The organism is Pseudomonadota bacterium, assembly GCA_038533575.1.
Taxonomy (GTDB): Bacteria; Pseudomonadota; Alphaproteobacteria; order Rhodobacterales; family Rhodobacteraceae; genus Shimia_B.
Map to the genome: position 1 here is coordinate 2,323,712 of JBCAYL010000001.1, position 22,123 is coordinate 2,345,834.

General features: G+C 65.9%; 23 protein-coding genes and 1 tRNA gene. 7 read left to right on the forward strand and 17 right to left on the reverse strand.

Annotated features, from left to right (window positions below; all coding sequences use genetic code 11):
• Positions 1-18 precede the first annotated feature (18 nt).
• On the reverse strand, positions 19-1,389 hold the full coding sequence (locus tag AAFM92_11800; GenBank protein MEL7301059.1) for a glutamate--cysteine ligase: 1,371 nt from the start codon (positions 1,387-1,389) through the stop codon (positions 19-21).
• A 94-nt stretch (positions 1,390-1,483) separates the two neighbouring features.
• Here AAFM92_11800 and AAFM92_11805 point away from each other — a divergent pair, with 94 nt between their 5' ends.
• Positions 1,484-2,290 carry a M90 family metallopeptidase gene (locus tag AAFM92_11805; GenBank protein MEL7301060.1) on the forward strand — a complete coding sequence of 269 codons (807 nt, stop codon included), beginning with the start codon at positions 1,484-1,486 and terminating at the stop codon, positions 2,288-2,290.
• 3 nt (positions 2,291-2,293) lie between these two features.
• On the opposite strand, the gene AAFM92_11810 is transcribed toward AAFM92_11805, so the two are convergent.
• Both AAFM92_11810 and AAFM92_11815 read right to left on the reverse strand, forming a co-directional pair.
• On the reverse strand, positions 2,294-2,815 hold the full coding sequence (locus AAFM92_11810; GenBank protein MEL7301061.1) for a hypothetical protein: 522 nt from the start codon (positions 2,813-2,815) through the stop codon (positions 2,294-2,296).
• Positions 2,812-3,519 (reverse strand): 16S rRNA (uracil(1498)-N(3))-methyltransferase, encoded by a 708-nt coding sequence (locus AAFM92_11815; GenBank protein ID MEL7301062.1) that lies wholly within the window; start codon positions 3,517-3,519, stop codon positions 2,812-2,814. The genes AAFM92_11810 and AAFM92_11815 overlap by 4 nt, the downstream gene beginning before the upstream one ends.
• A 12-nt stretch (positions 3,520-3,531) precedes the next feature.
• Between AAFM92_11815 and ubiA the strand changes: the two genes are divergently transcribed.
• From ubiA to AAFM92_11830, 3 genes are read left to right on the forward strand one after another with little or no spacing between them, the layout of a single operon-like run.
• On the forward strand, positions 3,532-4,479 hold the full coding sequence (gene ubiA / locus AAFM92_11820) for a 4-hydroxybenzoate octaprenyltransferase (protein MEL7301063.1): 948 nt from the start codon (positions 3,532-3,534) through the stop codon (positions 4,477-4,479).
• A 60-nt stretch (positions 4,480-4,539) separates the two neighbouring features.
• Positions 4,540-6,423: an OmpA family protein gene (locus tag AAFM92_11825; GenBank protein ID MEL7301064.1), complete on the forward strand. Its 1,884-nt coding sequence runs from the start codon at positions 4,540-4,542 to the stop codon at positions 6,421-6,423.
• The gene (locus tag AAFM92_11830; protein MEL7301065.1) at positions 6,416-6,739 is read left to right on the forward strand and encodes a hypothetical protein; all 324 of its coding nucleotides are present in this window, start codon (positions 6,416-6,418) and stop codon (positions 6,737-6,739) included. The genes AAFM92_11825 and AAFM92_11830 overlap by 8 nt, the downstream gene beginning before the upstream one ends.
• A 171-nt stretch (positions 6,740-6,910) precedes the next feature.
• On the opposite strand, the gene AAFM92_11835 is transcribed toward AAFM92_11830, so the two are convergent.
• From AAFM92_11835 to AAFM92_11870, 8 genes are all read right to left on the reverse strand, one after another.
• Positions 6,911-7,357, reverse strand: coding sequence for a molybdenum cofactor biosynthesis protein MoaE (locus AAFM92_11835; protein MEL7301066.1), 447 nt, complete (start codon positions 7,355-7,357; stop codon positions 6,911-6,913).
• A 3-nt stretch (positions 7,358-7,360) separates the two neighbouring features.
• Complete coding sequence (moaD, locus tag AAFM92_11840) at positions 7,361-7,606, reverse strand: molybdopterin converting factor subunit 1 (GenBank protein MEL7301067.1); 246 nt, start codon at positions 7,604-7,606, stop codon at positions 7,361-7,363.
• A gap of 2 nt (positions 7,607-7,608) precedes the next feature.
• Positions 7,609-8,274 carry a CDP-diacylglycerol--glycerol-3-phosphate 3-phosphatidyltransferase gene (gene pgsA / locus AAFM92_11845; GenBank protein MEL7301068.1) on the reverse strand — a complete coding sequence of 222 codons (666 nt, stop codon included), beginning with the start codon at positions 8,272-8,274 and terminating at the stop codon, positions 7,609-7,611.
• Positions 8,275-8,337: 63 nt separating this feature from the next.
• A complete protein-coding gene (gene uvrC / locus AAFM92_11850; GenBank protein ID MEL7301069.1) occupies positions 8,338-10,212 on the reverse strand; it encodes an excinuclease ABC subunit UvrC in 1,875 nt (624 codons plus the stop codon).
• A gap of 281 nt (positions 10,213-10,493) precedes the next feature.
• On the reverse strand, positions 10,494-11,264 hold the full coding sequence (locus tag AAFM92_11855) for an SDR family oxidoreductase (GenBank protein ID MEL7301070.1): 771 nt from the start codon (positions 11,262-11,264) through the stop codon (positions 10,494-10,496).
• Entirely contained in the window at positions 11,264-12,220 is a 957-nt protein-coding gene (locus tag AAFM92_11860; GenBank protein MEL7301071.1) for a calcium/sodium antiporter, read from the reverse strand. The genes AAFM92_11855 and AAFM92_11860 overlap by 1 nt, the downstream gene beginning before the upstream one ends.
• On the reverse strand, positions 12,217-12,390 hold the full coding sequence (locus AAFM92_11865; GenBank protein ID MEL7301072.1) for a hypothetical protein: 174 nt from the start codon (positions 12,388-12,390) through the stop codon (positions 12,217-12,219). The genes AAFM92_11860 and AAFM92_11865 overlap by 4 nt, the downstream gene beginning before the upstream one ends.
• Position 12,391: 1 nt before the next feature.
• Positions 12,392-13,180 carry a S49 family peptidase gene (locus tag AAFM92_11870; protein MEL7301073.1) on the reverse strand — a complete coding sequence of 263 codons (789 nt, stop codon included), beginning with the start codon at positions 13,178-13,180 and terminating at the stop codon, positions 12,392-12,394.
• Positions 13,181-13,340: 160 nt separating this feature from the next.
• On the opposite strand from AAFM92_11870, the gene AAFM92_11875 reads away from it, so the two are divergent.
• A complete protein-coding gene (locus AAFM92_11875; protein ID MEL7301074.1) occupies positions 13,341-14,282 on the forward strand; it encodes a phosphotransferase in 942 nt (313 codons plus the stop codon).
• A 79-nt stretch (positions 14,283-14,361) separates the two neighbouring features.
• Here the strand turns inward: AAFM92_11875 and AAFM92_11880 are convergent, their stop codons facing one another.
• Positions 14,362-15,123, reverse strand: a complete 762-nt coding sequence (locus AAFM92_11880; protein MEL7301075.1) for an ABC transporter permease — start codon at positions 15,121-15,123, stop codon at positions 14,362-14,364.
• A complete protein-coding gene (locus AAFM92_11885; GenBank protein ID MEL7301076.1) occupies positions 15,120-16,055 on the reverse strand; it encodes an ABC transporter ATP-binding protein in 936 nt (311 codons plus the stop codon). The genes AAFM92_11880 and AAFM92_11885 overlap by 4 nt, the downstream gene beginning before the upstream one ends.
• 121 nt (positions 16,056-16,176) lie before the next feature.
• Here AAFM92_11885 and xylB point away from each other — a divergent pair, with 121 nt between their 5' ends.
• Entirely contained in the window at positions 16,177-17,607 is a 1,431-nt protein-coding gene (gene xylB / locus AAFM92_11890) for a xylulokinase (GenBank protein ID MEL7301077.1), read from the forward strand.
• Positions 17,608-17,653: 46 nt separating this feature from the next.
• Here xylB and AAFM92_11895 read toward each other — a convergent pair whose 3' ends face one another.
• From AAFM92_11895 to AAFM92_11905, 3 genes are all read right to left on the reverse strand, one after another.
• Positions 17,654-18,421, reverse strand: a complete 768-nt coding sequence (locus tag AAFM92_11895; protein ID MEL7301078.1) for an ATP-binding cassette domain-containing protein — start codon at positions 18,419-18,421, stop codon at positions 17,654-17,656.
• Positions 18,421-19,479 (reverse strand): ABC transporter permease, encoded by a 1,059-nt coding sequence (locus AAFM92_11900; GenBank protein ID MEL7301079.1) that lies wholly within the window; start codon positions 19,477-19,479, stop codon positions 18,421-18,423. Before AAFM92_11900 ends, AAFM92_11895 begins: the two co-directional genes overlap by 1 nt.
• A gap of 86 nt (positions 19,480-19,565) precedes the next feature.
• Positions 19,566-20,588 (reverse strand): sugar ABC transporter substrate-binding protein, encoded by a 1,023-nt coding sequence (locus AAFM92_11905; protein ID MEL7301080.1) that lies wholly within the window; start codon positions 20,586-20,588, stop codon positions 19,566-19,568.
• 182 nt (positions 20,589-20,770) lie between these two features.
• Here AAFM92_11905 and AAFM92_11910 point away from each other — a divergent pair, with 182 nt between their 5' ends.
• Positions 20,771-21,940, forward strand: coding sequence for an ROK family transcriptional regulator (locus tag AAFM92_11910; GenBank protein MEL7301081.1), 1,170 nt, complete (start codon positions 20,771-20,773; stop codon positions 21,938-21,940).
• Between the two features lie 78 nt (positions 21,941-22,018).
• Here AAFM92_11910 and AAFM92_11915 read toward each other — a convergent pair.
• A tRNA-Met gene (locus AAFM92_11915) sits at positions 22,019-22,095 on the reverse strand.
• Positions 22,096-22,123 lie beyond the last annotated feature (28 nt).

A 22,123-nucleotide genomic window follows, 5' to 3' on the forward strand; every position in this document is an offset into this window, starting at 1 on the left:
AGGCGCCCGCGCCCGCGCTCAGTACGAATGGTCCGCGTAGATCCGGCTGAGATCGCCGCCCCAGGCGCCGTCATAGGCCGCGAGCAGCTCGTCCGCCGGGGATTGCCCGCTTTCGAGGCTCTCATGCAGCGCATTCAGGAAGTGGCTCTCATCCGGCAGGAGCCCGCCCGCGCCGGGCATGGCGCGGGATTTCAGGCCTGCCTCCGCGATGGCCACAGCCTCCTTGGCCAGATCGAGCATCTTGAGACCCCCGACCTCGGCGGCGAGCCCGTCCACGGAGGCGGCCACGCGCAGCGCCTCCCGCGTCTCCGCATCCCAGCCACGCGCCATGTCCCAGGCCGCGTCGAGGGCGGACTGGTCGTAGATGAGCCCGACCCAGAACGCTGGCAGCGCGCAGAGCCGGCGCCATGGCCCGCCATCGGCGCCGCGCATCTCGATGAATTTCTTCACGCGCGCTTCAGGGAAGATGGTGGTGAGGTGGTCGGCCCAGTCGGAGAGCGTCGGCATCTCACCAGGCAAGGCGGGCAGCTCTCCCTTCATGAAATCCCGGAAGCTCTGCCCGAGGGCGTCGATGTATTTCCCGTCGCGGTAGACGAAGTACATCGGCACGTCGGCGGCGTAATCGGCCCAACGCTCGAAGCCGAAGCCGTCCTCGAAGACGAAGGGCAGCATGCCGGTGCGGGAAGCGTCGAGATCCCGCCAGATGCGCGAGCGCCAGCTCTTGTGTCCGTTGGGCTTTCCCTCCCAGAAGGGCGAATTCGAGAAGAGAGCAGTGGCGATCGGCTGCAATGCGAAAGCCACGCGCAGCTTCTGCACCATGTCCGCCTCGGAGGAGAAATCGAGGTTGACCTGCACGGTGCAGGTCCGGCGCATCATCCAAGTGCCGGTGGTGCCCACGCGGCTCATGTAGCTGTCCATGAGCTTGTAGCGGCCCTTGGGCATGATGGGCATGTCCGCATGAGTCCAGTCCGGCGCGGCCCCAAGGCCGATGAAGCGCGCGCCGATGCGGTCCGCCACTTCGCGCACTTCCGCCAGATGGGTGTTCACCTCGTCGCAGGTCTCGTGGATGCTCACGAGGGGCGCGCCCGAAAGCTCCAGCTGCCCACCGGGTTCGAGCGAGATGTTCGCTCCGCCTTTCACCAGGCCAATGAGGTGCCCGGCCTCTTCAACCGGCTGCCAGCCGAAGCCGTCCCGCAGGCCGCTCAGCATGGCATGGATCGAACAAGGTCCGTCATAGGGCAGCGGCTTCAACGTCGCGGCGTCATAGCCGAACTTCTCGTGCTCGGTGCCGATGCGCCACGCGTCCTTGGGCTTGCAGCCCGCCTCCAGATATCCCGCGAGATCTGCGAAGCTCTCGATCGGGCCGCCGCCGGATTGGGGGATGGACATGGGGCGCTCCGCTCGTCGTGGCTGAGCCCAGAGGTGGAGCGGGGGGCGCGGGAAGTCAATGCGCAGCCGCTGTGCTTGGGGTAAGGACAGCTCCATGATTTGGCTCGTTTTCCTCGGCGCCGCCCTCGCTGGTCTTGGCCTGTGGCAATGGCGGGTGCGCAGCCGCCGGGCGCGGCGCGCGGCGCTCCTGTCGCAGCGCCTGACTGACGCGGAGCGCGCCGTGGTGCAGGAGCGCGTTCCCCTCACGGCGCGCATGCCCTCCGCGCTCCTTGAACGTCTGGAGGGCAAGATGGTCCTGCTCATGGATCAGGTGAAGTTCTACGGGGCGGGCGGCCTCGAGGTCACCGACGAGATGCAGCTCACCATCGCCGCGCAGGCCTGCATTCTCGTGGCAGGCAACCAGGATTGGTACGAGACGCTGCGCACGATCATCATCTATCCCGGTGCCTTCAAATCCCGCCAGCCAGTGCAGGATGGCTATGTCGTCACCGAGCGCGACGCGGTGCGCATCGGCGAGAGCTGGTCGCGCGGGCCGGTCATCCTGAGCTGGGCCGACAGCGAGCGCGGCGCATTCGTCGACGATGACGGGCACAACGTCGTCTTCCATGAATTCGCCCACCAGCTCGATGATGCGAGCGGCGCGGTGGATGGCTTTCCGGTCGTGGGCGCACGGGCCGCGGCCTGGGCGGAGGCCTTCGACGAGGCCTTCGAACGCGCAAACAGGCTTCTCGACATCGGCAAACGGCCCTTCCTCGACCCCTACGGTGCCACCGCCCCGGAGGAGATGTTCGCCGTGGCCGTCGAAGCCTTCTTCGAGACCCCGCGCGAAATGGCGCACGAGGAACCGGCGCTCTACCGGGAGCTCAGCGCGTATTTCAGGCAGGACCCTGCGGCGTGGTGAACGTCAATGCAGGGCCGTGCGGTCTCTCTGCCAAATGAGAAAAGTGTCGCTGCGCCCGGTGAGGCTGCCCGGAGCGCGGGCGGCCTGCACCGCCTGATCGTAGTTGATCTCGGGCAGCGGCACGAGCGCGTCAAAAAGCTTGTCTGCGCCACGTGCGTCCCCTGGAATGCGCAAGGTCTCGCCGGACAAGCCCGTGAAGATCCAAGCATGGCCATTGGGCCGCGCCTCCACCTCCACACGCGCCAGTGAGTCGATCGCCAACGCCGCCCCGCCCTGGCCGGTCATGTACGTGATCTGCCGCTCGGTGACGTCTACGAGGCCGGGCCCGCCCTCGGCGGCCGGAAAGCGCACGCGCCGCCAGCCCGCCGCGATGAGCGCGGCCCCGACGAGCGCGAAGACACCGCCGAGGATGGGCTGGAGCGTATGCCCGGTCGTGAGCCAGTTGCCGCCCACGATGATGAGGAGGCCACCGGCGAGGATCTCCTTCCAGTCCATGAGGACGCGGCGCGCCTCCGGGCGGATCATGACCAGTCTCCCAGGCGGGACTGCCAAAGGGTCAGGGCCGCGACGGCGGCGGTGTCCGCGCGCAGGATGCGTGGGCCCAGCGAAACCGTGTGACCGAGCGCGGCGAGCCGCCCCCGCTCGGCATCTGAAAATCCGCCCTCGGGGCCTACAATGATCGCCCAGGGACCGGCCTCCGTGGGCAGCGCGCCCTGAGGCGCCGCTTCATCGCAGAACATGAGCTGTCGCCCGGCGGGCCATGCATCGAGCAGGCTCGAGAGCTTTTGCAGCGGCGCGACCTCGGGCACGTAGGTGCCGCCGCATTGCTCGGCCGCAGCCACGGCATGGGCCGCGAGCCGGTCCTGCCGCAGCCGCTCCGCATTGGTGAAGTCGGTCTGCACCGGCAGGATCCGCGCCGCGCCCAGTTCCGTTGCCTTTTCCACGATGAAATCCGTGCGCTCCTTCTTGATCGGCGCGAAGAGGAGCCAGAGATCGGGCGGCATGCGCTGCGGAGCCGCTTCCTCCCGCACCTCGAGCACACCCCCGCGCTTGCCGGCTTCCCGCACGCGCGCCCGCCATTCCCCCGCCACGCCGTTGAAGAGCCGCAGCTCGTCGCCCGGGCCCATGCGCATGACGTTGAAGAGACGGTTCGCATGGTCGCGGCCCAGCGTCACCGATTGCCCGGCCCCCAGCGGCTGATCTACATAGAGGCGGACAACGTGACCCATGGAGCGGACCCTATGAAAGCTCAGAGCCAAGGCCAAGTGGCCGACGCCGTGGACGGCAATTGGGTCGACCGCATCGCGCCCGACTTTGCAAAGCCCTATCTGCGGCTCTCCCGGGCAGACCGGCCCGCGGGCACCTGGCTCCTCTTCATCCCCTGTCTCTGGGGCGTGGGCCTCGCGATGCTGGCGAGCGGGCCACGGCTCTGGGATATCTGGATCATCGGTGGATGCGCCCTGGGCGCCTTTCTCATGCGCGGCGCGGGTTGCACGTGGAACGATATCGCCGACAGGGATTTCGACGCGGGCGTGGCGCGCACGAAATCGCGCCCCATCCCCTCGGGCGCGGTGAGCGTGAGAGCCGCCATCGTCTGGATGTGCGTGCAGGCGCTCCTCGCGCTTTGCATCCTGCTCACCTATTCGGACATGACGGTTATCGTGGGCCTCGCCTCCGTCGTCTTCGTGGCGATCTACCCCTTCGCGAAGCGGTTCACGTGGTGGCCCCAGGTCTTTCTCGGGCTCGCCTTCAACTGGGGCGCGCTCCTCGCCTGGACGGCCCATGAGGGCTCCCTCGGCGGGCCGGCCATCGGGCTCTACCTAGCGGGCATCGCATGGACGCTCTTTTACGATACGATCTACGCCCACCAGGACACCGAGGACGACGCCCTCATGGGCATCAAGTCCACGGCCCGCCTTTTCGGGGAAAACACCCCCACGTGGCTGCGACGCTTCATGGTGGCCACGGTGACGCTCATGTCCCTCGCGATCATCGCGGCGCTCATCGATGGCTCCCCCCTGGTGCTCGCGATTGCCCTCGGCGCGCCCTGGGCCATGGGCTGGCACATGACCTGGCAGCTGCGGCGGCTCGATATCGACGACCCCGCGCGCTGCATGGCGCTCTTTCGATCCAACCGGGACGCGGGCCTTATCCCCGCGCTGTTTTTCGCCCTCGCCCTGCTTGCCTGACGGCACCTGTTGAACCCCGATGTGCCGCACCGTATGCACGCGGGGAGGAGTTCCGCCCACATGCGATTGTCGACCATCGTCCCCCTGATCGTTGCCTTCGGTGGCGCGGCCGTCGGCGCGCTCATCGCGGCGTCGGCCTCGGTGGGAGCGCTGGAGAGGTCGAGCGCGCGCGGCGTCGACTTCCATCTCCGGGTCGAAGGGCACGACTGGGCGAACGTCCAGGCTGACGGGCTGCAAGTGGTGATTTCCGGCGAGGCCCCGTCAGAAGCCGAGCGCTTCAAGGCTCTCTCGGTCGCCGGGGGCGTCGTCGACGCGGCCCGGATCATCGACGACATGAGCGTCACCGACACGGATGCAGTCGTCGCCCCCCGCTTCACGGTGGAGATCCTGCGCAACGATGCGGGCATCTCGCTCATCGGCCTCATCCCCACAGAGACCGACCGGGACGCCGTGCTGGCCCGGATCGCGCGCGTGGCCGATGGCGAGGACGTCACCGACCTGCTCGAGACGGCGGATTACGCGACCCCGGCGCGCTGGCCCGAGGCCCTCGATTACGGGCTCGATGCGCTGGCCGAATTGCCGCGCTCGAAGATCTCCGTGAGCGCCGACCGGGTGGAGATCACGGCTGCGGCTGACAGCGAGACCGATCGTGCGCGGCTCGAGGCGGAACTCTCGCGTGCCGCGCCCAATGCCGTGACCGCCGCCGTCCGCATCTCCGCACCGAGGCCGGTCATCACGCCCTTCACGCTCCGCTTCCTGATCGACGGGGACGGCGCGCGTTTCGACAGCTGCTCTGCGGATACCGACGCCGCCCTCGACACCATCCTTACCGCGGCGGTGGAGGCGGGCTTCCAGGAAAAATCGAATTGCCGCCTGGGCCTCGGCACCCCGACGACGCGTTGGGGAGAGGCCGCCGCGGCGGGCATCGCGGCGGTGGACGCGCTTGGGTCAGGCTCGGTGACCTTCAACGACATGCAGGTTTCGCTCGTGGCCGCCATGGATACCGACGAGGCCGTCTTCGACACGGTCGCCGCCGACCTCGAAGCCGCCCTGCCCGACCTCTTCAGCCTCACGGCCGTCCTGCCCGAGCCCGTCGTCACGACAGAAGCTGGCCCGCCGGGCTTCGCGGCCACCAAGAGCCCTGAAGGCCAGGTCCAGATGCGCGGACATGTGGGCGACGCGCTCGCGGTGACGGCGGTGCAGACCTATGGGAAATCCCGCTTTGGCGCCGACCAGTCCTATCTCGCCGCCGAGCCCCATCCGGACCTGCCCCAGGGATGGTCACTCCGGGTGCTTGCCGGGCTCTCGGCGCTCTCCGAGCTCGACTACGGATCCCTCGAAGTGACCGCGGAGAGCGTGTCGGTGCGCGGCGATACCGGCAATCCGGATGCCCGGGCGCGCGTGGCGCAGACCCTCTCGGAGGAGCTGGGAGAGGGTGAGGATTTCGCCATCGCGGTGGTTTATCGCGAGGAGCTAGATCCGATGGCGAGCATCCCCACCCCGGAGGAATGCCTCGCGGATATCATCGAGATCACCACCGCCAAGAAGCTCACCTTCGAGCCCGGCTCAACGGATCTCGACGCAGAGAGCCTCGAGACCATCGGCGCGGTGGTCGCGGTGCTCTCAGGGTGCCCGGAGTTCGAAATCGTCGTGGAAGGTCATACCGACAGCCAGGGCCGCGAGGAGATGAACCTCGCGCTCAGCCAGCAGCGGGCCGAGGCCGTGGTGACGGCAATCCGCGGCAAGCGCCTGGCCTGGCCCGGCATCTATCCGCAAGGCTTCGGCGAGGCGGAACCCATCGCCTCCAACGACACCGAGGACGGGCGCGAGGCGAACCGGCGGATCGAATTCCGCATGGTCTCTCTGGACGAAAGCGCGCCTGCGACCCAAGCAGACGAGGCGGGCGAAACCACAACACAGGAAGGCGAGGCGGCAGGTGAATAGAGGCGAGCTTATCTTTGCCACGGCGGTGATCCTCTTCGTGGCTTTCGCATTGGGATGGTTCGCGAGCTGGCTCATCAACCGCTTCACGCGGGTGAGCCGCGCCGATGTCGGCGAGCTCGACCGGCTGGCGCAGCAGCTCCACGAGGCCGAGGAGGCGCGCGACCAGGCGATCACCTACCTCCAGCAGCGAGAGGCGGAGATCTCGAACCAGCTCACGCAGACCGAGGCCGAGCTCCGCGCCGCCATGGACGGGCTGCGCGATGCCCGCCAGGAGGCCGAAGAGCTCAGGGCGCAACTCGAGCGCAACATCGCCTGAGGCGCGGGCCTTGAGGATGGGCCCGCCCGCCTCCCCCTCACCCTGCGGGCTCGGCCTTCGGTGGCGCCGCTGCGCGGCGCGGTGCCTCGCTGCAGAGCGCGGGAGAGGAGGCGAGAGCGGGAGGCCTCCGGCGGCCCTCCGGGGGAGGTATGGGGCACAAAGACGCGGGGACTAACGCGTCCATTGCGAGAGCGCTGCCTCGTCGGTGTCCTTGGCGTCTACCCAGGTTGCCGCGTCGCGGGTGATCTCTTTCTTCCAGAAAGGGGCGCGGGACTTCAGGTAATCCATGAGAAAATCGGCGGCCTCGAAGGCTGGCTTGCGATGCAGAGCGGCGGTGGCGACCATCATGATGGGCTCGCCCGCGCGAAGGTGGCCGTGACGATGAAGAATGAGGACGTCCTCAAGGGACCAGCGCGACCGGGCCTCATCCGCGAGGGCCGCGAGGGCCTTTTCGGTCATGCCGGGATAGTGCTCGATCTCCATGGTCTCGAGCGTGCCGCCGAGATCGCGGGTGAGACCCGTGAAACTGACGACCGCGCCCGCCCTTTGCTGGCGCGCGGCAAATTCCGACAGCAGCGCGCCGGGATCGAAGACCGCCTCCTGAACGCGGATATCCATGGCTCAGCCGCCCGTCATCGGCGGGAAGAACGCCACCTCCGACACCCCGGCGAGCGGGGCATCGAAGCCTGTGAGTTCCTGGTCGAGAGCCACGCGCAGGGCGGTGACATCCTCGAAGGCGGCCGCATAGGCGCCGCCGCGGGCGCGCAGCTCCTCGAGGAGGGCGGCGGGGGTGTCGGCCTCGGTCTCGAGCATCTCCTGCCCGGTGCCGATCCGCTCCCGCACCCAGGCGAAATAGAGCACGCGCAGCTTCATTTCGCCCCCCTGAGATGCGGTGTGGCCTTGCGGAAATAGTCATAGCCGGTGACGAGTGTGAGCGCGGCGGCCAGCCAGAGGAGCGCTACGCCGCCGGTCTCGAGAAGGCCGTGCAGCCAGACCCGCCAGCGCAGGCCGAGTACGTCTTCTTCCACGCCGCTCACGATCGCCTGGTAGAGCGCGGGGTCGAGGCCCACGCTGCGCTCGATGAGCGCGTGCTCGAAGATGCCCTTGGCTAGAAGCACCGTGATCGCCACCATCTGCACGGTGGTCTTCCACTTGGCGAGCTTCGTGACCTTCAGCGTCCCGGCCGTGTCGCCCAGGAATTCCCTGAGGCCGCTCACGAAGACCTCGCGGAAGACGATGAGCGCGGCGGGAAGGAGGATGAGCCAGACCGGCTGCCACACGGCCGCGAGCGCCAAAAGCGCAGTCAAAACAATGGCTTTGTCGGCAATGGGATCGAGCATCGCGCCGAGCTTTGTCTCCTGCTTCCAGGCGCGCGCGAGATGGCCGTCGACCCAATCGGTGAGCGAGGCCCCGAGAAAGAGCACGATCGCCAGCCAATCCGCGTAGGGGCGCGGCAGGAGGAGAAAGGCCACAATAATCCCCGGCGCGGAGAGCAGGCGCAGGATCGTCAGGATGTTGGGCAGGTTCAGGCGCATGGCGAGGGCTTTCGCCTCATTTTGTACAAAAATCCAGAGCCCGGGGCACGTTTTGTACGCGTCTCATCCTTCATGGAAGAACCCGTAGATCTTCTCCGCGAGGCCCTCGCTTACGCCATCGACGGCTTTCAGATCGGCGAGATTGGCGCGGCTGACGGCCTTCGCCGACCCGAAATGCGCGAGGAGCGCGCGTTTGCGGGTGGCGCCGACGCCGGGGATATCATCGAGCGGATTCTTCGACATCGCCTTGGCACGTTTGGCGCGGTGGGTGCCGATGGCGAAGCGGTGGGCCTCGTCGCGCATCCGCTGGATGAAGTAGAGGACGGGATCATTGTGGCGGAGCGCCTTCACGCCCCGGCCCATGCGGTGAAACTCTTCCTTGCCGAGGTCACGGTCTACGCCCTTGGCGACGCCCACCATGGTAATGTCGTCGACGCCGAGCTCTTTCATGATCCCGTGCACGGCGCTCACCTGGCCCTGCCCGCCATCGATGAGGAGAAGGTCCGGCCAGACCTCCGTCTCACGGTCCGGGTCCTCCTTGAGGAGCCGCTTGAAGCGGCGCGAAAGGACCTCCTTCATCATACCGAAATCGTCGCCCGGCGTGAGCTCTTCACCCTTGATGTTGAACTTCCGGTACTGCGACTTGAGGAAGCCGTCGGGGCCCGCCACGATCATGCCGCCCACCGCATTGGTGCCCTGGATATGGGAGTTGTCGTAGACCTCGATCCGCTGCGGCGGCTCTTCCATGTCGAAGGCCTCCGCGATGCCCCTGAGGAGCTTCATCTGCGTGGCGCTCTCAGACATCTTCCGCGCGAGGCTCTCGCGGGCATTGCGGGAGGCATTGGCGATGAGCTCCGCCTTCTCGCCGCGCTGGGGGATGAGAAGCTCCACCTTGCGCTCGGCCTTTTCGCCCAGCGCTTCGGTGACGAGATCGCGGTCTTCCACGTCGTGGGAGAGGATCACCTGCCGGGGCGGCTCCCGGTCGCCGTAGAACTGGCCGAGGAAGGCCTGCATGATCTCCGCCTCGCTGTTCGAGCCCGTCACGCGAGGATAGTAATCACGGTTGCCCCAGTTCTGGTTGGCGCGGATGAAGAAGACCTGCACGCAGGCCTGCCCGCCTTCGACATGGAGCGCGATGACATCGGCCTCCTTCACGCCCTGCGGGTTGATTCCCTGGGCCGATTGGACCTGCGTGAGCGCGCGAATCCGGTCCCGCAAGGCCGCGGCGCGCTCGAACTCCATCTGGGCACTCGCCTCCTCCATCTGGGCGGCGAGGGTCTGCTGGACCTTCGTCGTCTTGCCCTGGAGAAAGTCATCGGCCTCGCGCACGAGCACCGCGTAATCCTCCGGGGTCACCTTCCCGCCGCAAGGGCCCGCGCACCGCTTCATGTGATAGTTCAGGCAGGGGCGATCTCCGGCCTCCACTTCGCGATCCGAGCAGGTCCTGAGGAGAAAGACCTTTTGGAGCGTGTTCAGCGTCCGGTTCACTGCGCCGGCGCTGGCGAAGGGGCCATAGTAGCGCCCCTTGCGGGTCTTGGCGCCGCGGTGCTTCTCGAGCTTCGGAAAATCGTGCTCCGAGCTGATGAAGATGTAGGGGAAGGATTTGTCGTCCCTGAGCAGGACGTTGTATTTCGGCTTGAGCTGCTTGATGAGGTTCTGCTCGAGGAGCAGCGCCTCCGTCTCCGTGCGCGTCGTCAGGAACATCATCGAGGCGGTCTCGGCGATCACCCGGAAGATATGCGGGGCATGCGCATTTCCGCGCGCGTAGTTCGACACGCGGTTCTTCAGGTTCTTTGCCTTGCCGACATAGAGCACGCGCGACTGTGCATCGAGCATCCGGTAAACGCCCGGAGATCCATCCAATGTGCGCACATATCGGGCGATGACAGCCTGCCCTGTCTCCGGTGTGTCAGCGCTGTTTGACAAGTCCTGATCCATGCCGTCGATTCTCGTTTTGGCTGCTACAGAGGCCCCCCGCCTGCAACGCTTTTCCTATCCACGAAAGCTGGGGATAAGTTGCCGGATAACGTTGGCGCAGCGCGAATTTTTCCTTGTTTTCTTTACCGTTGCTTTGACTGCCTAATTTTTAGGCTATTTATCAAGGCATTGAATTTGCTTCATATTTTTATTGTCACAGGACAATACGCTGATTTTCTTAGAGTTTTTGTAACACGTCTGTGACGAGAATCGCACCGGTGCACAACTCTCCATTCCGCCTCTTATTCAACCCCCAAAACGTCCGGAGTCTGCCACGTCAAGTGCTGCCCCCCGTCCACGCAAAGCAACTGTCCAGTGATCGCCGGCGCGTCGAGAAAGTAACCGAGCGCCGCGTTGATATCCGCGGGGTGCGCGCCGCGCCCGAGCACCGTGGCGGCCCGCTGCTTGGCGAAGTGTTCCGCGCTCTGGCGGCCGCCCTGGAGCGTGGGGCCCGGACCGATCGCATTGACGCGGATGCGGGGCGCGAGCGCCTGCGCGGCCGTCTGCGTGAAAGCCCAGAGCCCCATCTTGGCGATGGTGTAGGTCATGAATTCCGGCGTGAGCTTGCGCACCCGCTGGTCGATCATGTTGACGACGAGGCCCGAGGCCTTGGGCTCTCCGTCCGTGTCCACGGGCGTGCCCTGCGCCGCCACGGCCTGCGTCAGGAGAAAGGGCGCGCGCAGGTTCGAGCCGATATGCCTGTCCCAGCTTTCGCGCGTGGCCGTCTCGAGCGTGTCGTACTCGAAGATCGAGGCATTGTTGACGAGGCAGGTGATGTCTCCGCCCAGCGCCTCTCGCGCCGCGGACAGGAGCGCCTGCGTCTCCGTGTCATCGAGGAGATCGGCCTTGAGCGTCACGCCGCGCTGACCAGCGGCTTCGACGCCCGCCACGGTCTTCTCCGCCCCGGCTGAGGACGAGGCGTAATGCACGGCCACGTCGAAGCCGCGCCCAGCGAGATAGATCGCCATGGCCTGACCCAGCCGCGCGCCAGCCCCTGTCACCAGCGCCCGCATCAGCCGAGCACCGTGAAGATGTAGAGGATGTAGGCGGCCATGAACGCCGCGCCCCAGAGCCGCCCCAGCCCCCATTTGAAGAAGACGAAGGGCGCGAGCACGATGGAGGCTGCGAGCATCGTCCAGAAGTCGATGACGAAAAACTGCCGCGCCACCTCTATTGGCGCCACGAGCGCCGTGACGCCCACGATGGCCAGAAGGTTGAAGAGGTTGGACCCGATGACATTGCCCAGCGCCACATCCGCCTGCCGGCGATAGGCGGCGACCATGGTGGTGGCGAGCTCGGGCAGCGAGGTGCCGATGGCCACGAGCGTGAGCCCGATATGGGCATCCGACATGCCGAAGGCCCTCGCGATGCTCGAGGCGCCGTCCACGAGGAGATCTGCACCCAGCGGGAGCCCCACGATCCCCAACGCGAGAAAGAGCGCGATCCGCCAGCCCGGAAGCTCGGGATCCACGCCCTCGAGATCCTCCTCCGCCCCGGACGGGCCGGAGTCGGCCATCCGTGCTTTCTTGGCGTCGAGAAACTGGTCGAAGAGCACGAGGCTGAGCGCGCCGAGCAGGATGAGCCCGTGCCACCATGTGAGCGGCGCGGCGTAGGCGATGCCGATGAAAAGGAGCGAGCCGAGAATCATGTGAACGTAGCTCTTGCGCGTGTCGCAATCGGCCGTGGACATCGTGAAGACGAGCGCGGGCAGACCGAGCACGAGCAGGATATTGGCCGTGTTCGAGCCCACCACGTTGCCGATGGCGAGCCCGGGCTGATCGTCGAGCAGCGCGTTGACCGAGATCAGGAGCTCGGGCGCCGACGTGCCAAAGGCCACGATCGTCAGCGACACGATGAGCGCGGGGATCCCGAGGCGGAGCGCGAGGTTCACCGCACCCTTCACCAGCACGTCCCCCGCCAGAAGCAGGATCACGAGCCCGAGCGCCACATAGACCCAATCGAGGATCATGCACCCTCACCGCAGGGACAGGGACCCTTGCCGATGCGCGGCCGCCCACAGGCGCGGCACTTCTTCGCCGTGAGGCGCTGCAGCCTCTCCTGCCCGGGGAAGCGCAAGCGTCCGAACATCGCCATGGCCGCGATGACGATCAGGAAGAGGGTGACGATCTTCAGGATCATCTCAGAGGCCGAACTGGGCGTAGGCCGCCCGCTCCTCGACCCCGTGGCTGAGATCGCCGAGGACGCGCGCGCCCAGGCGGCTCAAGAGCGGCTTCCGCTGGCCGTAGCGGCGGAACTTCACCTTCTTGCCAAAGCGCTCCCGCAGGACAGGCGTGATATGGCCCACGGCATCTGCGAGGCCCACGTCCACGCCCTTCCGGCCCACCCAGATCTCCCCGGTGAAGAGCCGGTCATCCTCGGCGAGCTTCGCACCGCGGCGATGGCTCACGTGATCGATGAAGGTCTGGTGGATGTCGTCGAGCAGCACTTTGAGCCGCGCCACGTCCTCGTCCTTCGTGGGGCGGAACGGGTCGTTCATGCTCTTCGATTTGCCCGCGGTATACACACGGCGCTCCACCCCGTAGCGCTCCAGCGCCTCGGGGAAGCCGAAGCCCGCGGAGATGACCCCGATGGAGCCGATGACGGAGCTTTCGTCGACGAAGATCTCGTCGGCCGCCGCGGCCAGCCAGTAGCCGCCCGAGGCCGCCACATCCTCTACGAAGGCATAGACCGGGGTTTCCTTCTCCTCCGCCAGCCGCCGGATCCGCGCGCCGATGAGCGCGCTCTGCACGGGGCTGCCGCCGGGAGAGTTGATCACCAGCGCTACCGCCGCCCGTTTGCCCGAGAAGGCCTTTTCCAGCACCGGCCCGATGCCGTTGTCATTGAGCCCGCGCCCCGCGGCGATCAGCCCGTCGAGCCGCACGACAGCGACCTCCGGGTCGTTCTTCATGAAGGGGATGTATCTTTTCATTGGCTGCCATTTAGGCCCCTTGGACCCTGGCAACAAGGCGGGGTCGGGGGAAGCTTTGGCTTGAGCTCCCGTGCAAAGGCACCTGGGCTCAACCCACCGCAGCCGATGTGAGCTTTGAGCGCACAGGCGGCGCGCAGCGAATGCTCAGTTTGAGTCCTTATTGACCGTTGCTGCACGATGCACGATTGTCCGCTCCGTTCGAAAGGCGGCTGAATTGTTAACCTTAAATGATGAAAACCTACGCCGCGCCGTCGAACAGTACGCCGAAGGCGTTGTGCCAAAATTTATAGAGCGAATGGAAGGAGGAGTTTCCGCCGAAGTCTATCGCGTCACGCTCTTGCGGCCTAATGGTACTATAGAGAACATCGTGCTGCGAATTCACGGCGCAACACATTGCGGTCACGCCGCAGAACTTGAGTTCAATATACTTGAAGCACTTTTTCAGGCAGGGATTTCGGTGCCCAAGCCACTTAGTTTTGATGCAAGCTGCTCTGTGCTGGAAAACCCATTCCTGATGATTGCGTTTGTTGAAGGGTCATCTGATTTCGTAAAACCCATGCGCAAAGCAACCTTCGAGACTATGGCCGAAGCTCTGATCTCCGTGCAAGAAGTTCCAGTGTGCCTCATGCCAACGCTGCCACGTCGGATTGATCCGGTCCCAGAACTTCTTGAGTTTCTGCCCACGGGCTCAGAATGGAAGAAATTCCGTGGCTACCTCAAAGAAATAGAGAATGCACCATTTGATGGTCCAGATGTCGTTTTGCATGGAGACTTTTGGCCTGCAAACCTTCTCTGGAAACACGGGCGGATTGCGGCAATCCTCGATTGGGAAGATGCTGCATTGGGCGACCCTCTTTCCGATGTTGCCTGCACGAGCCTGGAGTTGCAATACATCCACGGTGAGGCGGGAAAAGTTCTGTTTGAGGATACGTATGCCAAACATCGAGAGATTGACCCGCGCAGGCTTGCCCTCTGGAATGCTTACGTTTCGTCGGCAGCGTTGAAGTATATGGCGGAATGGGGACTCGAACCCGCCAAAGAGGACCACATGCGCAAAACAGCGCATGACAGCCTACTGGAGGCTGCAACGGTTCTTCTTTGAGGGCTATGCCTTAGGCTTCCTCTGGAAGCTGCCAGTCCCCATGGTTTCAAGCACGGCAGCTTTGTCCAGCAAAGCGGCCTCACTCCCTAAGCCGCCAGCCCGTGCGGAAAATCCACCAGATGATGGCGAGGCAGAGCGCCGTAAACGCACCGATGGCCAGAAGCGAGAGGCCCACCGGCACGTCGGCCTGCCCGAAAAAGGCCCAGCGGAAGCCCGAGATCAGGTACACGACCGGGTTGAAATACGTCACCTGCTGCCAGAGCGGCGGCAGCATGGAGATCGAGTAGAACGAGCCGCCGAGGAAGACGAGGGGCGTCACGACGAGGAGCGGGATGAGCTGGAGCTGCTCGAAATTCTTCGCCCAGATCCCGATGATGAAGCCCATGAGCGCGAAGCTGATGCAGGTGAGCACGAGAAAGGCGAGCATGGCGAGCGGGTGCAGGATCGTCATCTCCACGAAGAAAAACGACGTCCCCAGGATCACGAGCCCGATGAAAAGCGATTTCGTGGCCGCCGCACCCACATAGCCGATGACGATCTCGAGGAAGTTGATCGGCGCGGAGAGCAGCTCCGAGAACGTGCCGATGAATTTCGGAAAGTAGATGCCGAAGGACGCGTTGGAGATGCCCTGCGTCATGACCGTCAGCATAATGAGGCCGGGCACGATGAAGGCCCCGTAGCTCACGCCTTCCACCTCCTGGATGCGGGAGCCGATAGCCGTGCCGAACACGACGAAGTAGAGCGAGGTGGATAGCACGGGCGAGATGAAGCTCTGCGCCAGCGTCCGGAAAAAGCGCGCCATTTCAGCGGCGTAGATCGTCTTGACGGCCTGCATGTTCATTCCGCGGCCTCCCCTTCATGCACCAGCTCGACAAAGATCTGTTCGAGGCTCGACTGGGTGGTCTTGAGGTCGCGGATGCTGAGCCCGGCCTTCTGGAGATCCGCCATGAGCGAGCCCATGCCGGTGCGCTCCCCCGCGCTGTCGTAGCTGTAGGTCAGGACTGTCCCGCCTTCGCCGAGCGACAGCCCCTCGCGGGAAAGCCCTTCCGGCACGGCACCGAGCGGCTCCGCGAGCTCGATGCGCAGCTCCTTTTGCCCCATGCGCGCCATGAGCTTGTCCTTCTCCTCCACGAGGAGGATGCGCCCCTTGTTGATGACGGCCACGCGGTCCGCGATGGCCTCGGCCTCTTCGATGTAGTGGGTCGTCAGGATGATGGTGACGCCCTGCTGGCGGAGCTTTTCCACCGTCTCCCACATCCCCTTGCGGAGCTCCACGTCAACGCCCGCGGTGGGCTCGTCGAGAAACAGGATGCGGGGCTCGTGGGCCAGCGCCTTGGCGATGAGAACCCGGCGCTTCATGCCGCCCGAGAGCTCGCGCACCTCCTCCGCCGCCTTGTCATCGAGCGAGAGCGTCTTCAGCAGCTCGCGGATATAGGGATCGTTTGGCGGTGCGCCGAAGAGACCGCGGGAAAAGCGGACCGTATCCATGACCTTGGCAAAGGGCTCGAGCGCGATGTCCTGGGGCACGAGGCCGATGAGGCTGCGGGTCTTGCGGTAGCCTGACACGATGTCATGCCCGCCCACCGTGACCGTCCCGCCGGTATGGGTGGTGATGCCGCAGATGGTGGAGATCAGCGTCGTCTTGCCCGCGCCATTGGGGCCGAGCAGCGCCAGCACCTCTCCCTCCTCGATGTCGAGATCGACGCCGCTCAGCGCCTCGAAGCCCGAGCCGTAGACCTTCCGCAGGCCCGCGATGGATACGATGGATGACATGTCTGTCTCCTTTCCCCGCCGACCTAACCTGCCGAAGCGCGGGGGAAAAGCGGCGCGCGCGCGCGGGCCTTTGTGCATTCCTGTCGCTCTTACTATGGTCGCGCGAAACGGAGGACCATGAATGCTGGTGTTGGGGATCGATCTGGGGACCTCGGCCGTCAAGGCCGTGCTCGTAGAGGGCGAGGCAATCGTGGCCGAGGGCCTCGGGCCGCTCAGCGTCTCCTCTCCCCGGCCCGGATGGTCGGAACAAGCACCGGCGGATTGGCTCGAGGCGATGCGCCGCGCCGTCGCTGCCCTCGGCCCGCGGCGCGCCGATGTGGCGGGCATCAGCCTTTCCGGGCAGATGCACGGCGCGGTGATGCTTGACGCCCAGAACGCGCCCGTCCGCGACTGCATCCTCTGGAACGACAGCCGCGCCGCGGCCCACTGCGAAGTCTTGGAAGACCGCATCCCCGATATCGGGATGCGCGCGGGTGTGCGGCCCCTGCCGGGCTTCACGGCGCCAAAGCTCCTCTGGCTTGCCGAGGCGGAGCCCGAGGCCCACGGGCGCATCGCGTCGGTCATGCTGCCCAAGGACTACCTCGCGCTCTGGCTCACCGGGGAGGCGGGATCAGACATGTCGGATGCGGCCGGCACGCTCTGGCTCGATCAGGCATCCCGCGCCTGGGACCCGGCCCTGGCCGAGGCCTCCGCCACGGATCCCGCATGGCTCCCTCCGCTCAGGGATGGCTTCGCCGAGGTGGGCAAGATCCGCGCGGAACGCGCCCGGGAGCTCGGGCTTCCGACGGGCATTCCGCTCTTCGCGGGCGGCGGCGACGCGGCCACGGGCGCGCTCTCGGTCGGGGCCGCGCGGCCCGGTGCCTGTTTTATCTCGCTCGGGACATCCGGCCAGCTTCTCGTCGTCGACGCGGCCTATGCCCCGAACCCGGACGAGTTCGTCCATGCCTTTGCCCATACCCTCCCGGGCCTCTGGTACCGCATGGCCGCGATGCTCAACGGCGCGCGCCCCATGGCGTGGTTCGCCGGGGTTCTGGGCATGGAGGTGGAGACCATGCTGGCCGAGGCGGCGCGCGCCGACACGAGCCGCGTGCCGCTCTTTCTCCCCTACCTCACCGGTGAGCGCAGCCCCCATGGCGACCCGGCCATCCGCGCGGGCTTCTACGGGCTGGAGGATGCCACGGGGCGCCCCGAGATGGCGCGGGCGGTGGTGGAGGCGATGGCCTTCATGATGCGGGACGCGCGGGACAGTTTCGGCGCGGGCTTCGCGCCCGACGGCCCGATCCCCGTCCTTGGCGGCGGCGCGCAAAGCGACCTCGTCCTCGGCACGCTGGCCAGTGTCCTCGGGCATCCGGTGGCCCGCGCGGAGGCGGGGCGCGGCGGCCCGGCCTACGGGGCCGCACGGCTCGCGCAGGTGGGGCTGGGTGAGATCAGCCAAAGCGATCTGGCCTTCACGCCGAAACTGAAAAAGGTCTTCGAGCCGGAGACGCCGCGCCTCGAGCCTCGCCTGGCGCAGTTCCGGGAGCTTTATTCCCGCCTGCGCGGCGGCCTCTGAGGCGCGCACGAATTATTGCAAAGATTCGTGGCTCGCGCCGGCGGCGTTACGCGGCCTCGGGCTCCTTCGCGCCGGTCATGTAGGCAACGGCATCCGACATGGTGTGATCCTTGGGATCGATCACCGTGAGCCGCTTGCCCAAGCGATGGACATGGATACGGTCGGCCACCTCGAAGACATGGGGCATGTTGTGGCTGATGAGGATGATCGGAATGCCCCGGCTCTTCACGTCCATGATGAGCTCGAGCACGCGCCGGCTCTCCTTCACGCCGAGCGCCGCCGTGGGCTCATCGAGGATGATGACCTTCGAGCCGAACGCCGCCGCACGCGCCACCGCCACGCCCTGACGCTGGCCGCCCGAGAGCGTCTCCACCGCCTGGTTGATGTTCTGGATCGTCATGAGGCCCAGCTCGGAGAGCTTCTCGCGCGCCATCTCTTCCATTTTCTTGCGGTCGAGCTGGCGGAAGAGCGTGCCCCGAATGCCGGGCTTCCTGATCTCGCGGCCCATGAACATGTTGTCGGCGATCGAGAGCGCCGGCGACATGGCCAGCGTCTGGTAGACCGTCTCGATCCCGGCCTCCCGCGCCTCGATGGGCGAGCGGAAGCTCACGCGCACGCCTTCGAGCTCCACCTCTCCCTCGTCGGGGATGACGGCGCCCGAGACGGCCTTGATGAGCGAGCTCTTCCCGGCTCCGTTATCCCCGATGACGGCGAGGATCTCGCCGGGCATCAGGTCGAAGTCGCAATGATCGAGAGCGGTCACGCGGCCATAACGCTTCACGAGGCCGCGCGCTTTCAGGATGGGGTCAGCCATTACGCAGCCACCTTTCTGATCCACTGGTCCACCGCGACGGCGGCGATGATGAGAACGCCGATGAGGAGGAACGTCCATTGCGCATCCGCCCCCGCGAGCCGCAGGCCCAGCGTGAAGACGCCGACGATCAGCGCGCCAAAGAAGGCGCCGAGGATCGAGCCCCGCCCGCCGAAAAGCGAGATGCCCCCGATCACGACAGCGGTGATGCTCTCGATGTTGAGAAGCTGGCCCGAGGTGGGCGACACCGATCCGATGCGCCCAATGAGAGCCCAGCCCGCGAAGGCGCAGATGAGGCCTGCGAGCGCGTAGACGGAGATGAGCGTCATCTTGACGTTGACGCCCGAAAGCTCCGCAGCCTCGGGGTCATCACCCACGGCATAGACATGGCGGCCCCAGGCCGTGTGGCGGAGCGCGTAGGCCAGGATGATGACCAACCCGATCATGAAGACGACGCCGTAGGTAAAGACGGCCCCGCCAATGGTGAACCGCTCGCCGAGAAATTGCAGAAGCGGCGCGTTGGCCTCGATCTCCTGGCTGCGGATGGTCTCGTTGGCGGAATAGAGGAAGTTCGCGGCGAGAACGATCTGCCACATCCCCAGCGTCACGATGAAGGGCGGGAGCTTGATATAGGCCACGAGCCAGCCATTCAGCGCGCCGATAAGCGTGCCGCACATGAGGCCGCAGAGGATCGCCACCTCCACGGGCAGCCCGTAGCGGAACGTGAACTGACCCATGATGACGGACGACATCACCGAGATCGCGCCCACGGAGAGGTCGATCCCCTTCGTCAGGATCACGATGGACTGCGCCGCGGCCACAATGCCCACGATCTGCACCTGCTGGAGGATCAGCGTCAGCGCGAAGGGCGACAGGAACCGTTCCCCGAGCGTGATCCCGAAGATCACGATGGCGCTCACCAGCACGATCAGCGGCACGAGGGCCGGGGTCGTGTGCAGCGCGTGGTGGAATTTCCCGAAGATGCCCTTGTTGTGCTCCTCGAAGCTCGCCACCTCGGTGGCGGCTGTGGAGGCGGCGCTTTCGTAATCGGTCTGTGCCATGGGGCCCCGTCGTGTTGCGCGTTAAGGTCCGGATGTGCGGGGCGGGCCACTGGGCCCGCCCCTACTGTCAGCTCGGCGAGAGGCGCTTAGCCCCAGCAGAGATCGGTGCCCTCGGAGACCGAGATGCTCTCAACACCATCCGCCGGCGCATCCGTCACGAGCGCCACGCCCGTGTCGAAGAAGTCCTTGCCCGGCGTCGCCTCCGGCAGAGTGCCGTCCTCGGCAAACTGCGCGATGGCCTCGATGCCGAGCGATGCCATGAGCAGCGGATATTGCTGCGAGGTGGCGCCGATCACGCCGTCGGCCACATTCTGCACGCCCGGGCAGCCCCCGTCGACAGAAACGATCAGCACGTCGTTCTCGCGGCCGATGGAGCGGAGCGCCTCGTAGGCACCGGCGGCGGCAGGCTCGTTGATCGTGTGGACGACGTTGATCGTCGGATCCTGTGCGAGGAGGTTCTCCATGGCGCGGCGGCCACCCTCTTCGTTGCCCTGCGTCACGTCGGAGCCCACGATGCGGCTGTCCGTCTCGTCGCCGATGACATTCGGGTCACCGAGGTCGATGCCGAAGCCGTCGAGGAAGCCCTGGTTGCGGAGCACGTCCACGGTGGGCTGGCTCACGGCGAGATCGAGCGTGGCGATGCGCGCATTGGCAGCGTCGTCACCCAGCGTCGCCGCGGCCCATTGGCCGATGAGCTGACCGGCCAGGTAGTTGTCCGTGGCAAAGGTCATGTCGGCGGCGTCGATCGGGCTCAGCGGCGTGTCGAGCGCGATCACGAGGATACCTGCGTCGCGCGCCTGCTGCACGGCGGGCACGATCGAAGAGGTGTCGGACGCGGTGATCAGGATCCCGCTCGCCTCGTTGGCGATGCAGGTCTCGATGGCGGCGACCTGTGTCTCGTGGTCACCGTCGACCTGGCCCGCGAAGGAGTTGAGCGTGATGCCGAGCTCTTCAGCCTTGGCAGCCGCGCCTTCGCGCATCTTCACGAAGAACGGGTTGGTGTCGGTCTTGGTGATGAGGCAAGCGGACACACCATGGCCGCCTGCGAGGGCCGCCGTCCCGGCAAAGGAAGCACCCACGAGGGCCGTCGTCGCGATCAGTTTCTTCATTGATAATCTCCCAATTCTTGCGCCCCGATTTCCGGGTGCACTGCGCTTTCCTGCCGTGACGCAAGGGAAACGTCAATAACTAAATCACTCTTATTTATTATTGACCAACACGCCCCTGATCCCCGAAAGTGCGGCGGAGGAGAGCATGTATCATGGCCGGAATAGAGCCAAACCCCACTGATATGATTGATGAATTCGAGGCCACGGGCTCGAATCAGAGCGGCATGCGCGCCCGCAACGAGCGGCTCGTCCTTTCGATCCTCCGGCGGGTGGGACCGCTCCCCAAGGCGGAAATCGCGCGAAAGACCGGGCTTTCCGCCCAGACCGTCTCCGTGATCATGCGCGCGCTGGAGGCCGATGGCCTGCTCGAGCGCGGCGAGAAACTGCGCGGCAAGGTGGGGCAGCCCTCTGTTCCCATGCGGCTCGCGCCGACCGGCGCCTACTTCCTCGGCATGAAGGTCGGACGCCGGTCTGCGGAACTCATCCTCGTGGATTTCGTGGGCACCGAGATCGCCCATCTCCACCAGACATACAGCTACCCCACCCCGGAGCTCGTCCTCGACTTCGCCCGCCGCGCGGTGACGGAGCTCTGCGCCTCAGTCAGTGACGCGCAGCGCCGGCGCATCGCCGGGATGGGCATCGCCTCTCCCTTCTATCTCTGGGAATGGGCCTCGATGATCGGCGTGGATCCGGAGAAAATGGACGCCTGGCGCGGCTTCGACCTGCGCGCGGAGATGGCCGACCTCTTCGATTTTCCGGTCTACCTCGGCAACGATGCCACGAGTGCCTGCGGCGCCGAGCTCACGTTCGGAACGGGCGATCCGCCCGCGGACTTTCTATACATCTATATCGGCTACTTTGTCGGCGGCGGGATCGCGCTCCACGGCGCGCTCTATACCGGGCGGGCCGGGAATGCGGGCGCGGTGGGTCCGTTCCTCGTCTCCGCCCAGGACGGCGACCGGCGGCAGCTTCTGGATGTGGCCTCTCTCATCGGGCTCGAGCGCCGCGTCGAGGCCCAGCAGGGCAATGCCGCGCACATGTTCGGCCAGCAGGATCACTGGACCATCGAGCCCGAGATCCTCGACGCCTGGCTCGCCGACGCGGTGCCAGCGCTCGCGCAGCTTATCCTCGCCGGGAGCGCCATCATGGATTTCCCCGCCGTGCTGATCGATGGCCACATGCCCACGGATCTGCGCGACCGCGTGATCGCGGCAGTTACCAAAGAGCTCGAGACCCAGCCGCGCCAGGGCCTCCAGATCCCGACCATCTCCGCCGGTACGCTCGGGCCACGCGCCCGCCCGCTCGGCGCGGCGAGCCTGCCGCTCTCCAAGCGCTTCATGCTCGAAGCCTGAGCGAGGGCCGCGGGCAAGCCCGCCATAAAGCTAGAAAAACAAAACCCCCAAGGTCGGCGACCTGGGGGTATTTCATGCTGGTTGCGGGAGTAGGATTTGAACCTACGACCTTCAGGTTATGAGCCTGACGAGCTACCGGGCTGCTCCATCCCGCGCCAGCGTGAGGCGTAGCTATGCCTGTCG

Excerpts from the sequence above, each read along its gene's own strand:
- AAFM92_11800 (MEL7301059.1), bottom strand. The coding sequence starts at position 1,389 with ATGTCCATCCCCCAATCCGGCGGCGGCCCGATCGAGAGCTTCGCAGAT.
- AAFM92_11905 (MEL7301080.1), bottom strand. The coding sequence starts at position 20,588 with ATGAAGAAACTGATCGCGACGACGGCCCTCGTGGGTGCTTCCTTTGCC.
- AAFM92_11880 (MEL7301075.1), bottom strand. The coding sequence starts at position 15,123 with ATGAACATGCAGGCCGTCAAGACGATCTACGCCGCTGAAATGGCGCGC.
- uvrC (MEL7301069.1), bottom strand. The coding sequence starts at position 10,212 with ATGGATCAGGACTTGTCAAACAGCGCTGACACACCGGAGACAGGGCAG.
- AAFM92_11860 (MEL7301071.1), bottom strand. The coding sequence starts at position 12,220 with ATGATCCTCGATTGGGTCTATGTGGCGCTCGGGCTCGTGATCCTGCTT.
- AAFM92_11885 (MEL7301076.1), bottom strand. The coding sequence starts at position 16,055 with ATGTCATCCATCGTATCCATCGCGGGCCTGCGGAAGGTCTACGGCTCG.
- AAFM92_11855 (MEL7301070.1), bottom strand. The coding sequence starts at position 11,264 with ATGCGGGCGCTGGTGACAGGGGCTGGCGCGCGGCTGGGTCAGGCCATG.
- AAFM92_11810 (MEL7301061.1), bottom strand. The coding sequence starts at position 2,815 with ATGATCCGCCCGGAGGCGCGCCGCGTCCTCATGGACTGGAAGGAGATC.
- AAFM92_11825 (MEL7301064.1), top strand. The coding sequence starts at position 4,540 with ATGCGATTGTCGACCATCGTCCCCCTGATCGTTGCCTTCGGTGGCGCG.
- AAFM92_11865 (MEL7301072.1), bottom strand. The coding sequence starts at position 12,390 with ATGATCCTGAAGATCGTCACCCTCTTCCTGATCGTCATCGCGGCCATG.
- xylB (MEL7301077.1), top strand. The coding sequence starts at position 16,177 with ATGCTGGTGTTGGGGATCGATCTGGGGACCTCGGCCGTCAAGGCCGTG.
- ubiA (MEL7301063.1), top strand. The coding sequence starts at position 3,532 with ATGAAAGCTCAGAGCCAAGGCCAAGTGGCCGACGCCGTGGACGGCAAT.
- AAFM92_11900 (MEL7301079.1), bottom strand. The coding sequence starts at position 19,479 with ATGGCACAGACCGATTACGAAAGCGCCGCCTCCACAGCCGCCACCGAG.
- AAFM92_11805 (MEL7301060.1), top strand. The coding sequence starts at position 1,484 with ATGATTTGGCTCGTTTTCCTCGGCGCCGCCCTCGCTGGTCTTGGCCTG.
- AAFM92_11895 (MEL7301078.1), bottom strand. The coding sequence starts at position 18,421 with ATGGCTGACCCCATCCTGAAAGCGCGCGGCCTCGTGAAGCGTTATGGC.
- AAFM92_11870 (MEL7301073.1), bottom strand. The coding sequence starts at position 13,180 with ATGAAAAGATACATCCCCTTCATGAAGAACGACCCGGAGGTCGCTGTC.
- AAFM92_11910 (MEL7301081.1), top strand. The coding sequence starts at position 20,771 with ATGATTGATGAATTCGAGGCCACGGGCTCGAATCAGAGCGGCATGCGC.
- pgsA (MEL7301068.1), bottom strand. The coding sequence starts at position 8,274 with ATGCGCCTGAACCTGCCCAACATCCTGACGATCCTGCGCCTGCTCTCC.
- AAFM92_11815 (MEL7301062.1), bottom strand. The coding sequence starts at position 3,519 with ATGGGTCACGTTGTCCGCCTCTATGTAGATCAGCCGCTGGGGGCCGGG.
- AAFM92_11835 (MEL7301066.1), bottom strand. The coding sequence starts at position 7,357 with ATGGATATCCGCGTTCAGGAGGCGGTCTTCGATCCCGGCGCGCTGCTG.